Here is a 14,823-nt window from a genome sequence, read left to right on the forward strand (position 1 = left end):
CTGCGCTTCAGCTTGGCGCGGTCAGCCGCGCTGGGCCGAAGCCTTCCAGGCGCTGTGGACCATCTGCTGCAGGCTATGGCGCATCTGCCAATCAAGGTCGCGGGCGGCCAGCTTCCCGTCGGCGACAATGCGTGCCGGGTCGCCCGGGCGGCGCGCTTCTTCCACCGCGGTGAAGCCGATACCGGTGGCCGTCGCTACCGCATCCATGATCTGGCGCACCGAGACGCCATCGCCGGAGCCCAGATTGTAGACCGGTTCCAATACCTCGCCGGCTTCCAGTTTCCTGGCCGCCTCCACGTGCGCCAGCGCCAGGTCGGCGACGTGCACGTAGTCGCGCACGCAGGTGCCGTCTTCGGTGTCGTAGTCGGTGCCGAAGATCTTCGGCGTCTTTCCGGCATTCAGCGCCTGGAACACCAGCGGGAACAGGTTGTGCGGGCTGGCGTCGTAGAGTTCCTCGCTGCCCGAGCCGACCACGTTGAAGTAGCGCAGCGAGGTGTGCTTCAGCCCGGTAGCCACCGCCTGGTCGCGGATCAGCCATTCCCCCACGAGCTTGCTCTGTCCGTACGGGGATTCGGGGAAGGTGCCGGTGGATTCGGTCACCACATCTTCGTCCGGGGTGCCGTAGACGGCTGCCGAGGAGGAGAAGACCATGTTGTGCACGCGGGAGGCCGCCATGGCTTCGAGCAGGTGCGCGGTGCCGGTGACATTCTGCTCGAAGGCCAGCAGCGGGTGCTTCACCGATTCGCCGGCATACTTGTAGCCGGCCAGGTGGATGACCCCGGTGACCTCGTGGCGCTTCATGATTTCCACGAGCTTCTCGGTCTGCAGGATGTTCAGCTGGTAGAACGGCACCTGTTCGGGAACGAAGCCGTGCACCCCGCTGGACATCGAGTCCACGACGACCGGCTCAAGGCCTGCCGCGGACAGCGAACGCACCACGTGGGATCCGATATATCCGGCTCCGCCGGTCACTAGCCAACTCATGCCCGGCCTGCTCCTTCGTCTGCAATTACGGTGAAAATGGCCGGCTCGACATAGCCGGCCTGGTCAAAGGCTTCGCGGACGGCCTGGCTGACCGGTTCGATCTGCTCGCGCTTGATCAGGGCAATGGCGCTGCCGCCAAAACCGCCACCGGTCATCCGGGCTCCGATCGCCCCGGCCGCCATGGCCGCTTCCACGGCGGCGTCCAGTTCCTCGCTGGAAATCTCGTAGTCGTCGCGCATGGATTCGTGCGACTGGCAGAGCAGCTTGCCCACCGCGGGCAGGTCGCCTTCGCGCAGCGCCAGGACGGTATCCAGGACGCGGCGGTTCTCGGTCACGATGTGCTTGGCGCGGCGCTTGGCTACCGGGTCCCCGATGGCCTCCAGTTCTTCGACGCTGTGCACCTCGCGCAGCGATGCTACCTCCAGCACCGCGGCGGCCTGCTCGCAGCTGGTGCGACGGGCGGCGTAGCCGCCATCCACGTGCGAATGCTCTACGCGGGTGTCCATGACCAGGACCACCGCGTCATGCTGCGCCAGCGGCAGCGGCACGGATTGGGATTCCATCGAACGGCAATCCAGGAACAGCGCATGCTGGGCATGGGACATCAGCGAGGCGCTCTGGTCCATGATCCCGGTCGGAGCACCCACGAATTCGTTCTCGGCACGCTGGGTCAGCTGGGCCATCTGCACCTTGGACAGGCCCAGGCCGTAGAGATCGTCCAGCGCCACGATGGTCGCCACTTCCAGGGCATGCGAAGAGGACAAGCCCGAGCCCACCGGGACATCGGAGTCCACCATCAGCTCCAGCCCGCCAATCTGCACGCCATCGAGCTGGCTCAGCGCCCACAGCACGGCGGCCGGGTAGGCGGCCCAGCCGGGCACCGCGCGGGGCACCAGCTCATCGAGGGTAATGGAGGTGACCGGCGGTTCGCCGCCCGCCCCGTAGGTGGAGGCGAAGTCCAGCACCTGGCTGCCCGGCTCCAGCTGCGACTTGCGGCGCACGGCCACCAGCGCGTTCTTGTCGATGGCGAAGGGCAGCACATAGCCCATGTTGTAGTCGGTATGCTCGCCGATCAGGTTCACCCGTCCCGGCGCCCGCCAGATGCCTTCCGGGTGGTGGCCGTAGGCCTTGGTGAACTTCTCGCGCAGGGCGTTGACGCGCGCCGCGGTTTCCTTCGTTCCGCTGCGGCTCATGGCATGACCTCGCGCAGCCGTGCAGCAGTCTGCTCGGCCGGGACGTCGTTGATGAAAGCGCCCATGGCAGCTTCCGATCCGGCCAGGAACTTCAATTTGTCAGCGGCCCGGCGCGGGCTGGTCAGCTGCAGGTGCAGCCGTGAGGCCTTGCGGGCCCCGGGCTCCAGCGGAGCCTGGTGCCAGGCGGCAATGTACGGGGTGGGCGTCGGGTACAGCGCGTCGAATCCGCGCAGCAGGTCCCGGTACATCACGGCCAGCTCGGCTTTTTCGTCCGCATTGAGCGCGGCGAAGTCCGGCACATGGCGGTGCGGCACCAGGTGCGCTTCCAGCGGCCAGCGGGCCGCGTAGGGCACGAACACGGAGAAGTGCTCGCCCTCGGCGACCATGCGCGTGCCCTCCTTGCGCTCGAAGTCCAGGATGTCGCCCATCAGGGTGCGCCCGGTCTTCTCCAGGTGCGCGATGCCCTGGCCGGCCATCTTGGCGGCGGTTGGCGCCAGGTACGGGTAGGCGTAGATCTGCCCATGCGGGTGGTGCAGGGTCACGCCGATATCCTGGCCGCGGTTCTCGAACACGAACACCTGCGCAATGCCCTCCATGGCGGACAGCGCGGCGGTGCGCTGCGCCCAGGCCTCGATGACGGTGCGCGCCCGGGTATCATCCAGCGACGCGAAGGAACCGGTGTGCTCGGGGGTGAACACCACGACCTCGCAGCGCCCGTAGGCCGGGGCCGGCTGCTGCACCGGTGCGGCCGCTGGAATCCGGCCCAGTGCCGGGCCCAGGGACGGGAAGCGGTTCTCGAAAACCACCACGTTGAAGTCCTCGGCAGGGATTTCGCTCTGCCGCCCGTGGACGCTGGGGCACAGCGGGCATTCTTCCTTGGGCGGGAGGTAGGTGCGCGACTGGCGGTGCGCCGCGACGGCCACCCAGTCCCCGGTCAGCCGGTCGTAGCGCAGTTCGCCAGGCTCCCCGCGCGGATCCAGCGGCCGGGTGTCGGCCACCGGTTCGGGCACGGCGGCATTGGCGTCGGCGAAGAAAATCGCCTCGCGGCCATCGGCCAGGTGATGGACCCGGTGGGTCGGTTCATGTGCTGCGGAGCCCTGCGGCATTGCAATCTCTCCAGTTGACTCGTGGTGGTTCCAAAGGTGGGTGGCGCCTGGGGTGCTAGCGCGGCTGGACCGGGCCGATCAGCCAGCTGGCTTCGTGGCTGGCGCCCGGTGCCAGGGCGATGACGTCCTGGCCGGAGTTGTAGCCGCCCGGCGGGCAGGTCATCGGCTCGATGGCCAGGCCGGTGCGGTCCAGGGCCGGATCATCGCGGTCGGCGGTGTGTATCTGGACCCACGGGCAGGCTTCGTCCCAGGTGATGTGCGACCCGACGCCCCCGGCGTCGGTGATCTCCGCACGGAAAGAACCGTCCGCGCGGGCAGCCAGGCCAGTGTAGGCGTGGTCGATGAAGAGATCCCCGATGGGCTTCGGGGTGCGGAAATCCAGCTCGGTGCCGGCGGCCTGAACCGTATCGCGCGGCAGCAGGCGCGGGCCTTCGGTCAGCTGCACCTTGCCAGCTGGCAGGGTGAAGGTCCATTCATCCGCCTTCTTGCCCGGGGCGACCAGGTAGGCGTGCGAACCCCAGCCGAAGGGCGCGGTGCCCGTCCCGAGGTTGGTGGCGGCAGCGGCGGTGCGCAGCCCGCCGGCTTCCAGCCGGTAGCCGATCACCAGCTGCACCTCGTACGGATAGCCGGTGCTCGGGGCGATGACGGTGCGCAGCTGGGCGAAGTCGGCGCGGTGCTCGATGATCTCGAAGCCGGTATCGATCACCAGGCCGTGCAGGGCATGGCCGCGCTCCGGCTCGGTGATCGGCAGCTGCAGCTCTTGGCCTTCCCAGCTGTAGGCCCCGTCGATCACCCGGTTGGGCCACGGGGCCAGGATGGCGCCGGCGAAAACCGGGCGCGGCCCGTGCGGGTCGAAAGCGCGCACCAGCGGGCGGGAGCCGTACTGGAGGGAAACCAGGGTGGCGCCCACCGTGGCCACTTGCGCGGTGAAGCCATGGGCTTGCAGCGTCAGCACCGTTCCATTGGCGGTGTCCTTCAGGGGCAGTGCGAGGCGGTCCATGTCTTCATCCTTCTTGCTGGGCCATCAAAAACGTCGGGCACGCATGAGCCCTCCCGCAATCGCGTGCGGGAGGGCCCATGGCACCAGCGGCAGGCTAGTTGCCAGCGCCCGCGCGGCGCTTGTTGTAGATGTCGAAGGCGACTGCCAGAAGCAGCACAACGCCCTTGACGATCTGCTGGGTGGAGGCGCCCACGCCCATCAGCTGCATGCCGTTGGAGAGCACCGCCATCACCAGGCCGCCGACGATCGCGCCGGTCACCCGGCCCACGCCGCCGGTGGTCGACGCGCCGCCGATGAAGCAGGCCGCGATGGCGTCCAGCTCGAACATGTTGCCGGCACCCGGCTGGGCGCCGTTGGAACGCGAGGAGAAGACCACGCCGGCCACGCCCGAAAGCAGGCCCATGTTGATGAAGATCCACATGTTGATCTTCTTCACGTTCACGCCCGAAAGCTTCGCGGCGGACAGGTTGCCGCCGATGGCGTAGACGTGGCGTCCGAAAACGGTCTTGGTGGTCAGCACGTGGTAGCCCAGGATCAGGGCAGCGAGGATGATCAGCACGATCGGCATGCCGCGGCTGGTGGCGATCTGCCAGAAGAACCAGAGGATGATGACGCCCGAGATGATGTTCTTGGCCAGGAACATGGCCATGGATTCAACGCTCTGGCCGTACTTGGCGCGTCCAGCACGGTTGCGCCACTGCGAAACGAACAGTCCGGCCACGGCGATCACGCCGATGATCACGGTGAACAGGTCGAATCCGTTGCCGCCCAGCAGCCCGTTGAGGAAGCCGCCGGCGATCTGGCCGTATTCGCCGGGGAACGGCGAGAGCGACACGTTGCTCAGCACTTCGTAGGTCAGGCCGCGGAAGAGCAGCATGCCGGCCAGGGTCACGATGAACGCGGGAATGCCCACGTACGCCACCCAGAAGCCCTGCCACAGGCCGCACAGGGCGCCCACGGCGATGCCGGCGAGCATGCCGACCCACCAGGGCAGATCCCCCTTGATGACGATGACCGCGGAGACCGCACCGGTCAGCGCCACGAGGGAGCCGACCGACAGGTCGATGTGCCCGGCGACGATCACCAGGATCATGCCCAGGGCGAGGATCAGCACGTAGGAGTACTGCAAGATGATGTTGGTGATGTTGATCGGGCTGAGCAGCAGCCCGTTGGTCAGGATGGTGAACAGCACCACGATGAGCACGAAGGCAATGTAAATGCCCGAGGTGCGCAGGTTCTTGGTGAAGATATCCTTCAGCTCGCTTGTGATGGTCATCGGGTGCTTTCCTTCTCGATGGTCATGAGTTCCATGAGGCGTTCCTGGGTGGCTTCGCTGCTGGGCAGCTGGCCGGTCATTCGGCCGTAGGCCAGGGTGTAGATGCGGTCGCAGATGCCCAAGAGCTCGGGCAGTTCGGAGGAGATCACCAGCACGGCCTTGCCGGCAGCGGCCAGCTCGTTGATGATGGTGTAGATCTCGTATTTGGCGCCGACGTCGATGCCGCGGGTGGGCTCGTCGAGGATCAGCAGCTCGGGTGCGGTGTGCAGCCATTTGCCCAGCACGACCTTCTGCTGGTTGCCGCCCGAGAGGTTCCCGACCTTCGCCATCACGTTCGGGGTCTTGATGCGCATGGACTTGCGGTAGTGCTCGGCAATCTGGATCTCCTTGTTGCCGTCCACGAAGCCCTTGGAGGAGATCTTGTCCAGGCCTGCCGCGGTGGTGTTCACGCGGATGTCCTCGATCAGGTTCAGCCCGAACTTCTTGCGGTCCTCGGAAACGTAGGCGATGCCGGCCTTGATGGCCTTGCCCACGGTGGAGGTGTCCACCGGCTTGCCGTCCATCTTGACCGTGCCGGTGATGTTCCGGCCATAGCTGTGGCCGAAGATGCTCATCGCCAATTCGGTGCGCCCGGCGCCCATCAGTCCTGCAATGCCGACGATTTCGCCGGCGCGGACCTCCAGGTTGGCGCCTTCCACCACGGTGCGGTCCTGCTGGACCGGGTGCTGGACCGACCAGTCCTGGACCTCGAAGACCACGTCGCCGATCTGCGGTTCGCGTTCCGGGTAGCGGGAGGACAGTTCGCGGCCCACCATGCCGCGGATGATGCGGTTCTGGTTGGACTCGGGGTCCGCCATGTCCAGCGCCTCGATGGACTGGCCATCGCGGATGATGGTGGTGGTGTTGGCGATGTCCTCGATCTCGCCGAGCTTGTGCGAAATGATGATCGAGGTGATGCCCTGTTCGCGCAGTCCGCGCAGCAGGTTCAGCAGGTGCTCGGAGTCGTCGTCATTCAGCGCGGCGGTCGGTTCGTCAAGAATCAGCAGCTTGACGTTCTTGCTCAGCGCCTTGGCGATTTCCACCAGCTGCTGCTTGCCCACGCCCAGCTGCCCTACCGGGGTGACCGGCAGTTCGTCCAGGCCCACGCGGGCCAGCAGGTCCGCGGCGCGGTGGTTGGTCTCGTTCCAGTCGATGAAGCCGCCGCGCGCGGTTTCGTTGCCGAGGAAGATGTTCTCGGCCACCGACAGGTACGGCACCAGCGCCAGCTCCTGGTGGATGATCACGATGCCCTGGGCTTCGGAGTCCTTGATGTTCGAGGCCTTGAGCTCTTCGCCTTCGAAAATGATCTGGCCCTCGTAGCTGCCGTGCGGGTAGACCCCGGAGAGCACCTTCATGAGGGTGGATTTTCCGGCGCCGTTCTCTCCGCAGATAGCGTGGATTTCGCCCTTGCTAACCGAAAGGTTGACGCCGTCCAGCGCCTTGACTCCGGGAAAAGTCTTGGTGATGTCCTGCATGTGCAGGATCGTGGTGTCCATAGTGCAGACGTCCTTGGTGTGTGCTGTGAGCGGTGCATCTGGTGGGCGGGAGGGCGCCTTGCCCTCCCGCCCACCGGATTGCGGCCTGGGAGACTACTTGGTCTGGCCGGCCTTGACTTCCTCGGCCGTGTAGTACTCGGAGTCGACCAGCAGGGAGGTGATGTTGTCCTTGACGACGATGTCCGAATCCAGCAGGTAGGAAGGAACAACCTTCTTGCCGTTGTCGTAGGTTTCGGTGTCGTTGGCTTCCGGCTCGCCGCCGCCTGCGTAGGACTTCACTGCCTCGACAGCCTGGGTAGCCAGCTTGCGGGTGTCCTTGAAGATGGTTGCGTACTGCACGCCATCGTCGATCAGCTTCACCGAAGCGATTTCTGCATCCTGGCCCGAGATGATCGGCAGGCCGGCCTCGATGGTCTTGCCGTAGCCGGCGTTGGACAGTGCGGTGATGATGCCGCGGGAGATGCCGTCGAATGGCGAGAGGATGCCGTCGATCTTGGTCTTGCCGCCCTGGTAGTGGGCGGTGATCAGGTCTTCCATGCGCGACTGGGCTTCTTCCTGGCTCCAGCGCAGGGTAGCTGCCTGCTCGATCTTGGTCTGCCCGGACTTGACCGTCAGGGTGCCGTCATCCAGGTAGGGCTTGAGGGTATCCATGGCGCCCTTCCAGAAGAAGTGCGCGTTGTTGTCGTCGATCGAACCGGCGAAGAGCTCGACGTTGAACTTGCCCTCCTTGCTGGTGCGCTTGCCTTCCTCATCGGCCAGGCCCATGCCGGTCAGCAGCGAGGTCGCCTGCTGGACGCCGACGTTGTAGTTGTCGAAGGTGACGTAGAAGTCGACGTTCTCGGTGCCGTTGATCAAGCGGTCGTAGGAGATGATCGGGATGTTCTGGTCCGCTGCGGCCTGCAGCTGGGTGGACAGCGCGGTGCCGTCGATGGAGGCGACTACCAGGATGTCGCTGCCCTTGGTGATCATCTGGTCGATCTGCTGCTGCTGGGTGGGGATGTCGTCATTCGCGAACTGCAGGTCGACTTCGAAGCCAGCGGCTTCCAGCTGGGACTTGACGGCTTCGCCGTCGGCAATCCAGCGCTCGGAAGTCTCGGTTGGCATTGCCACGCCCACCTGGATGTCTTCAGGTGCAGTCGACTCGCCTTCACCGGCTCCTGCTCCGCCGCCAGCGCCACCGCCGCTGCACGCTGCCAATGCGCCGACCAGTGCCAGCGATCCCATGGTCGCCGCGGCCTTGCGGGTCCAATTATTCCATGCCATCTTTTCCTCCTTGAAAGGTTGCCATATCTGCGAGTGAGACTGGACTCACACTATGTTAGCGCTAACACAGTGATTTCAGCCACCCTCGATGTAAATAAATTAAGATTCCTTACTCATTGGTAATGCACGCCCCGCCACGGGGCGCGCATTACCTGGGCAAGGGTTGTTCGAACCGCTAGAAACCCTGCGCCAAGCGGTAGTAGCTCTGGTTCACGCGAATCTGCTGCGCGAAGTTCCGGCGGGTGGTTTCCTCATCGATAACCAGCAGCTCGGTGCCTGCGATCTCGGCGAAGATCTCGAAAGCCTCGATGCCCGCGGCCGTGGACATCACCGTGTGGTGCGCACCGCCGGCAGCCAGCCAGGACTCGGCAGAAACATTGAAGTCCGGCCGCGGGCTCCACACCGCGCGCGCCACCGGCAGGTTCGGCAGATCCGCCGGCGGGGTGACCACATCCACCACATTGGCAGTCAGGCGGAAGCGCTCTCGCATATCGGCCATGGACACGACCACCGCACCTTCGGCAACGTCCGCGTTGAAGACCATGCGCACCGGATCCTCGCGGCCGCCGATGCCCAGCGGGTGGATTTCAACCCGCGGCTTGGAGGTGGTCAGCGACGGGCAGACCTCGAGCATGTGGGCGCCGAGGATCAGCTCCTTGCCGGGAGTCAGGTCGTAGGTGTAGTCCTCCATCAGCGAGGCGCCGCCCGGCAGGCCCTCGCCCATGACCTTGGCGGCACGCACCAGTACCGCGGTCTTCCAGTCGCCTTCGGCGCCGAAGCCGTAGCCCTTGCCCATCAGGCGCTGCACAGCCAGGCCCGGCAGCTGCTTGAGCCCGCCCAGGTCCTCGAAGTTGGTCGTGAACGCCATGGCGCCGGCCTCGGCCAGGAAGGCTTCCAGCGCGATTTCCTGGGATGCGGCATAGCGCAGCGACTCGTGGCGGGCACCGCCGGCGCGCAGTTCGGGCACGACGTCGTATTCGCGCTCGTACTCGGCGACCAGCGCGTCGATGTCGGCCTCGGCCACGGCCTGGACCGCTTCGACCAGGTCGTTGACGGCCCAGGTGTTCACCGAGACGCCGAAGCGGATCTCCGCCTCGGTCTTGTCCCCCTCGGTCACCGCGACGTTGCGCATGTTGTCGCCGAAGCGGACCAGGTTCAGGTTCTGCACGGCGTTGAAGCCGGCAGCGCCGCGGATCCAGGTGCCCACGCGGCGGGATACGGCCGGGTTGGAGACATGGCCGACCACGGTGGTGCGGGCCGCGCCCAGGCGGGTGGCCAGGTAGGCGTACTCGCGGTCGCCGTGGGCGGCCTGGTTCAGGTTCATGAAGTCGAAGTCGATCGAATCCCAGGGCAGTTCGACATTGGCCTGGGTGTGGAGGTGCAGCAGCGGCTTCTGCAGGGTCTTCAGGCCGTTGATCCACATCTTGGCCGGGCTGAAGGTGTGCATCCAGGTGATGACGCCCAGCACCTTGTCATCCGAGTTTGCTTCCAGCATTGCGCGGCGGATCGATTCGGAGTCCTTCAGGACCGGCTTCCACACGATCCTTGCCGGAACGTCGGCGGACGCATCCAGCGCCTGCGCAACCTCGGTGGACTGCTGCGCCACCTGGCGCAGCGTCTCTTCGCCGTACAGGTCCTGGCTGCCGGTGAAGAACCAGATTTCTTGGGTGTTATATGCCTTGGCCATGATGTCCTTACTGTCCGTAGACGTTCTGGTAGCGCTCGTAGAGCGAGTCGATATGCTTCTGGTCGATCGCGACCGGGTTGCCTAGCTGGCGCGAGATGTGCACGGTTCGCGCCACTTCCTCGCACATCACCGCGGCTTTGACTGCGGCCTTGGCGTCCTTTCCGATCGTGAAAGGACCGTGGTTGCGCATCAGCACGGCCGGGCTGCGGGACTCGCTCAGCGTGGACACGATGCCGCGGCCAATCGAATCATCGCCAATGATGGCGAAGGGGCCTACCGGGATCGGGCCGCCGAATTCGTCGGCCATCATGGTCAGCACGCAGGGAATTTCCTCGCCGCGCGCCGCCCATGCGGTGGCGTAGGTGGAGTGGGTATGCACCACGCCGCCCACCTGCGGCATGTGCTCGTAGGTGTAGGCATGGGCCGCGGTGTCCGAGGACGGGGCGCGGGTGCCATCGAGCAGCTTGCCGTCCAAGGTGCAGACCACCATGGACTGCGCGGTCAGCTCGTCGTAGGCGACGCCCGATGGCTTGATCACGAACAGGTCCGCGGAGCCGTCGGCGATTTCCGGGTGGCGCACGCGCTGCGACACGTTGCCGGCAGTCCAGACCACCAGCTCATAGCGCGGCAATTCGGCGTGCAGGTCGGCAACCATCTGGCGGACCGTGGCCACCTCGTCCTGCATTGACTGCGGGTAATCCGCCAGGGTTCGTGGTTGATTCATCGGTTTCTCTTTTCGTCCGAAACTGTGTGCGATGCCTAGATGGCGGTGATGGCGGTGCGCTGAATAGCCAGGCCGGCTTCATAGGTTTCCAGGTAGGCCTCGAAGCCGGCACGGTCATCGGCCTGCGGCTCCGCCAGGCTCAAAGCGGCACCGGCGAAGACTTCGGAATCCAGGAATTCAGGCAGGGACTGCTGCAGGCCATCGAGGACTCGGCGCCGGTACGCTGCCAGGACGGCGATGCCCCATGCACCTCCGTGTCCGGCGCTGTCCCCGACAAGGACGGGAGTGTTGATCGCAGCGGCCAGCAGCCGCTGGGCCACCCCGGCGGTGCGGAAGATGCCGCCATGGGCAAACATCTGCTTGACCTCGACGCCTTCGGCGGCCAGCACGCGTAGTCCGAGGCTCAGCGTGGCGAACATGGCGTACACCTGAACACGCACGAAGTTGGGCAGGTTCAGCGTGGAATCCGGGGTACGCAGGATGGCCGGACGGCCTTCGGCAAGACCCGCTACCGGTTCGCCGGAAAGATTGTTGTAGGCCAGGAGCCCCGCACCGTCAGCAGCACCCTGAAGGGCCGAACGCAGCAGGGTTTCGAAAACCGCGTTGTCGTCGGCGTCGCTGCCCAGCGCCCGGGCGAACTGCCCGAAGACCTGGGCCCAGGCAGCAAATTCGCTGGCGCCGTTATTGCAGTGGACCATGGCTACCGGATGCCCATCGGGCGTGGTGACCACGTCGATTTCGTGGTGCACTTCCTTCAGCGGCGCGTCGAGGACCACCATCGCGAAAATGGAGGTCCCGGCCGAGATGTTGCCGGTGCGCTGGGCTACCGAATTGGTGGCCACCATGCCGGTTCCGGCATCTCCTTCCGGTGGGCACAGCGGGCTGCCAGGCTGGAGCTGGCCGGTGGGATCCAGGAGCAAGGCCCCGGCTTCGCTAAGCGTGCCGGCATCTGCGCCGGCGGGCAGTGCCGCGGGCAGCATTGAGGAAAGCCCTGCGGTCGCGCCATGCTGGGCAGCCACCGCGTCAAAGGCGGAAAGCATCCGCGCATCGTAGCTGCCGGTGGCTGAATCGATGGGGAACATTCCCGCGGCATCGCCCACGCCAAGCACAAAATTTCCGGTGAGAAGCTCATGCACGAATCCGGCCAGCGTGTTCAGGCGGGAAACCTTCGGCACGTGCTCTTCGCCGTTGAGCAGCGCTTGGAAGTAGTGCGCTACGGACCAGCGCTGCGGGATATTGAAGTCCAGTTCCTCGCTGAGCATCGCCGCCGCGTCAGCCGTGGAGGTGTTGCGCCAGGTGCGGAAGGGAACCAGCAGTTCCCGGTCGGCGTCGAAGGCGAGGTAGCCATGCATCATCGCGGAGATTCCAACGGCTCCTAGCTGCGTTGGGCGTACTCCGTGGCGCTCTTGGGCATCTGCCAGCACCTGGGCCATGCAGTCCTGCAGGCCGGCGACGATGGCTTCGCGGGAGTAGGTCCAGTTCCTGTTTTCGTACTGGTTCTCCCAGGCGTGGCTGCCGCTGGCAAGCTGCTGGTGGCCGGGGCCAATCAGGCTGGCTTTGATATTCGTTGAACCGAACTCGATGCCCAGCACGGCTTCGCCGTTGCTGATGATCTCGCGGGCGGTTGGCCCGTTGAGCTGTGTTGCCATGAAATCTCCGTTCGCACAGCTCGGTGAGCAGCGCCATAGCCATCGTTTCCTGCTCCATTCGCGAAAAATGCGCTGGCAGAACAAAACCTCGATCCAATGTTAGCGCTAACAATTTGTGATCCGCAATACCGGATCCCGGACTCGGGGAATGAAGCGCTTGGCTAGCGGGCGTTGGGCGGTGCGGTACTCGCCCGGATGACCAGCGTTGGCGCAATCACTTTCGGGACCCTGTCAGCCGTGGCGCCTTCCAGCAATTCCATCAGCGCAGCATGGCCGACATCGCGGAAAGGCTGGCGAACCGTGGTCAGCGAAGGGATCAGGAAATTGGAGATTTGCAGGTCGTCGAAACCGATGACCGAAACGTCGTTGGGCACTTCCAGCCCGGCTTCCCAGAAAGCACGCAGAACACCGGTGGCAAGGTAATCATTCGCCGCGAATACTGCCGTAACTTCGCCGGCGCGTATCGAGTCAACCAGACGCTGGCCTGCCTCATAGCCGCTCTGGGCCTGCCAGGATTCAGCTGGCACCTCAACAATCGGGGCCTTGGCTTCCAGCATTTTTTCCCGCCAGCCGATCTGCCGTTCGGTGGCGTCGAACCAGCCGGTCGGCCCGGAGACGTGGACGATCTTGCGGTGCCCCAGGGCCAGAAGATGACCAGTGGCCAAGCGCGCACCTTCACGCTGGTCGATGTACACGTAATGCGCCGGATCCGCGTCGGGAACCTCGGTGCGAGCGGCCACGACCACCACTGGAATCGTCAGGGCAGCATCATCCAGGGCATCGATCACCTTTTCGAAGGGCGCAACCATCACCACGCCATCAACGCCCTGGTCCACCAGGTGGCTGAGGGCTTCGCTCGCGCTGTGCGCGTCATAGCGATCCAGTGCGGTAACGGTCACGAAGTAACCCTGCGCACGGGCAGCGGCCTCGATGGCCAGCACGGTGGATTGCGGTCCGAAGAATTCGCTGCCGATGGTCAGAATGCCGATAGTGCTCGAGTGCGATGTGGCCAGTGCCCGCGCGGCTCGGTTGCGGCGATAACCCAGCTGGCGGATGGCATCCAGCACCTGATCGCGGGTTCCCGCCCTGACGTTTGGATGGTCGTTGAGCACGCGGGAAACCGTCTGATGGGACACCCCGGCCAGGGCCGCCACATCCGCCATCGACGGGGGCCGGTTTCCTGGGCGCCCTTCACCGGGCTGAGCAATGTTCACAACGGTCATTATTGCAAACACCTTCGAAACAGCCACTGTCGCGGGCGAATATCCAGCCAATCAGCGAGCCAGATTACTGTATTCCCTTAAAGGCATATAACGCTCTTTCGCCTTGAATCATTGAAAAACCGGTGATGAAAACGGATATCCTGTCGTGTTGAATAACAACCTGAGCCTAGATAAGACCTAATGTCCTGTCAATGTTTATTGCTGTTGATTGAACCTCGCCAAATCAGCAGCCCCGATCAGGCCTGCCAACGGACCCAATTCGGCTTGGCTGATCTTCGCAAAGGGACGGTAGCCCCTGCCGGAGAGGGTGCGGCGGTAGGTCTCTTCCGCGGTGGCCACCAGTTGCTTCGACGCCGCGCCCAAGCCGCCGCCGATAACGATGGTCCCCGGATCCAGAACCGAGACCAGATTCGAGATGCCCAACCCGAGCCATTCGCCCATATCCGCAATGAGGTCGGCGCACGCCGGGTCGCCCTCTGCGGCAAGTCGAGTTACCTCCGCCCCGGTAACGGCATCCGGATCGTCGCCCACGGCCTCGCGCAGGCGGAAGGCCACCGGCGACTTGCTGCGCACAAGTTCGGCTCCTTCCCGGCCCAGGGCATTGCCAGAGGCGTACTGCTCCCAGCAACCGCGGTTTCCGCAGGCGCACCGATGGCCGCCGGGAACGATCACCTGGTGCCCGAATTCGCCAGCAATCCCGGACTTGCCCCGGTGGATTTGCCCTCCGAGGATGACCGCCCCGCCGATTCCCGTTCCGAGGGTCAGGCACACCATGTCGCTTTCGCCCCGGCCCGCGCCAAAACGATGCTCGGCCCAGCCGGCCGCATCAGCGTCGTTGACCAGAGTCACTTCATGTCCTACCAGCTGCATCAGACGGTCGCGCACCGGTTCATTGCGCCAAGACAGGTGGGGGCTGAACAGCACGTTCTGCCCCTTGCGGTCCATCCATCCCGCGGCGCCAATGCCCACCGGAAGACCTTCGTTGCCCTTCGAGAGCTCGCGGATCATCTCAGCCAGGGCACGTTCGGTCCCCGCCACGTCATGGTCAGGTGTCTCGCGGCGGATTTGCCCGAAGGCGTTCCCCTCTTGATCCACAAGGGCTGCAAGGATTTTGGTGCCACCGATGTCAACGCCGATGGAAAGATTTGCTGAAGTCACAGTCATCTAGCTTAGACCCTCGCAA

At 64.9% G+C, this 14,823-nt stretch carries 12 protein-coding genes; all 12 read right to left on the reverse strand.

Annotation, left to right across the window (positions count from 1 at the left end; translation table 11 throughout):
• Positions 1-21 precede the first annotated feature (21 nt).
• The 12 genes from galE to AAZQ98_RS03585 all read right to left on the reverse strand — a co-directional run bounded on the left by galE (position 22) and on the right by AAZQ98_RS03585 (position 14,798).
• The gene (gene galE / locus AAZQ98_RS03530) at positions 22-984 is read right to left on the reverse strand and encodes a UDP-glucose 4-epimerase GalE (protein WP_434689870.1); all 963 of its coding nucleotides are present in this window, start codon (positions 982-984) and stop codon (positions 22-24) included.
• Entirely contained in the window at positions 981-2,177 is a 1,197-nt protein-coding gene (galK, locus tag AAZQ98_RS03535; RefSeq protein WP_434689872.1) for a galactokinase, read from the reverse strand. The genes galE and galK overlap by 4 nt, the downstream gene beginning before the upstream one ends.
• Positions 2,174-3,283, reverse strand: a complete 1,110-nt coding sequence (galT, locus tag AAZQ98_RS03540) for a galactose-1-phosphate uridylyltransferase (protein ID WP_332594576.1) — start codon at positions 3,281-3,283, stop codon at positions 2,174-2,176. Before galT ends, galK begins: the two co-directional genes overlap by 4 nt.
• A 55-nt stretch (positions 3,284-3,338) precedes the next feature.
• On the reverse strand, positions 3,339-4,283 hold the full coding sequence (locus AAZQ98_RS03545; protein ID WP_434689876.1) for an aldose 1-epimerase family protein: 945 nt from the start codon (positions 4,281-4,283) through the stop codon (positions 3,339-3,341).
• A 94-nt stretch (positions 4,284-4,377) separates the two neighbouring features.
• Positions 4,378-5,559 carry a multiple monosaccharide ABC transporter permease gene (gene mmsB, locus AAZQ98_RS03550; RefSeq protein WP_434689879.1) on the reverse strand — a complete coding sequence of 394 codons (1,182 nt, stop codon included), beginning with the start codon at positions 5,557-5,559 and terminating at the stop codon, positions 4,378-4,380.
• Positions 5,556-7,094: a multiple monosaccharide ABC transporter ATP-binding protein gene (gene mmsA, locus AAZQ98_RS03555; RefSeq protein ID WP_434689881.1), complete on the reverse strand. Its 1,539-nt coding sequence runs from the start codon at positions 7,092-7,094 to the stop codon at positions 5,556-5,558. Before mmsA ends, mmsB begins: the two co-directional genes overlap by 4 nt.
• 93 nt (positions 7,095-7,187) lie before the next feature.
• Positions 7,188-8,357 carry a multiple monosaccharide ABC transporter substrate-binding protein gene (gene chvE / locus AAZQ98_RS03560; RefSeq protein WP_105656525.1) on the reverse strand — a complete coding sequence of 390 codons (1,170 nt, stop codon included), beginning with the start codon at positions 8,355-8,357 and terminating at the stop codon, positions 7,188-7,190.
• A gap of 175 nt (positions 8,358-8,532) precedes the next feature.
• A complete protein-coding gene (gene araA, locus AAZQ98_RS03565; RefSeq protein WP_434689884.1) occupies positions 8,533-10,044 on the reverse strand; it encodes an L-arabinose isomerase in 1,512 nt (503 codons plus the stop codon).
• 7 nt (positions 10,045-10,051) lie between these two features.
• Positions 10,052-10,768 carry an L-ribulose-5-phosphate 4-epimerase gene (locus tag AAZQ98_RS03570; RefSeq protein ID WP_434689886.1) on the reverse strand — a complete coding sequence of 239 codons (717 nt, stop codon included), beginning with the start codon at positions 10,766-10,768 and terminating at the stop codon, positions 10,052-10,054.
• A 35-nt stretch (positions 10,769-10,803) separates the two neighbouring features.
• Positions 10,804-12,417, reverse strand: coding sequence for a xylulokinase (locus tag AAZQ98_RS03575; protein ID WP_434689889.1), 1,614 nt, complete (start codon positions 12,415-12,417; stop codon positions 10,804-10,806).
• Positions 12,418-12,578: 161 nt separating this feature from the next.
• Complete coding sequence (locus tag AAZQ98_RS03580) at positions 12,579-13,640, reverse strand: LacI family DNA-binding transcriptional regulator (protein ID WP_434689891.1); 1,062 nt, start codon at positions 13,638-13,640, stop codon at positions 12,579-12,581.
• A 195-nt stretch (positions 13,641-13,835) separates the two neighbouring features.
• Positions 13,836-14,798: an ROK family protein gene (locus AAZQ98_RS03585; RefSeq protein ID WP_434689894.1), complete on the reverse strand. Its 963-nt coding sequence runs from the start codon at positions 14,796-14,798 to the stop codon at positions 13,836-13,838.
• Positions 14,799-14,823 lie beyond the last annotated feature (25 nt).

The organism is Glutamicibacter sp. Je.9.36 (assembly GCF_051129975.1).
Classification (GTDB): Bacteria; Actinomycetota; Actinomycetes; order Actinomycetales; family Micrococcaceae; genus Glutamicibacter.

Coding starts and splice junctions, on each gene's coding strand:
- galE (WP_434689870.1), bottom strand. CDS start 984: ATGAGTTGGCTAGTGACCGGCGGAGCCGGATATATCGGATCCCACGTG.
- galK (WP_434689872.1), bottom strand. CDS start 2,177: ATGAGCCGCAGCGGAACGAAGGAAACCGCGGCGCGCGTCAACGCCCTG.
- galT (WP_332594576.1), bottom strand. CDS start 3,283: ATGCCGCAGGGCTCCGCAGCACATGAACCGACCCACCGGGTCCATCAC.
- AAZQ98_RS03545 (WP_434689876.1), bottom strand. CDS start 4,283: ATGGACCGCCTCGCACTGCCCCTGAAGGACACCGCCAATGGAACGGTG.
- mmsB (WP_434689879.1), bottom strand. CDS start 5,559: ATGACCATCACAAGCGAGCTGAAGGATATCTTCACCAAGAACCTGCGC.
- mmsA (WP_434689881.1), bottom strand. CDS start 7,094: ATGGACACCACGATCCTGCACATGCAGGACATCACCAAGACTTTTCCC.
- chvE (WP_105656525.1), bottom strand. CDS start 8,357: ATGGCATGGAATAATTGGACCCGCAAGGCCGCGGCGACCATGGGATCG.
- araA (WP_434689884.1), bottom strand. CDS start 10,044: ATGGCCAAGGCATATAACACCCAAGAAATCTGGTTCTTCACCGGCAGC.
- AAZQ98_RS03570 (WP_434689886.1), bottom strand. CDS start 10,768: ATGAATCAACCACGAACCCTGGCGGATTACCCGCAGTCAATGCAGGAC.
- AAZQ98_RS03575 (WP_434689889.1), bottom strand. CDS start 12,417: ATGGCAACACAGCTCAACGGGCCAACCGCCCGCGAGATCATCAGCAAC.
- AAZQ98_RS03580 (WP_434689891.1), bottom strand. CDS start 13,640: ATGACCGTTGTGAACATTGCTCAGCCCGGTGAAGGGCGCCCAGGAAAC.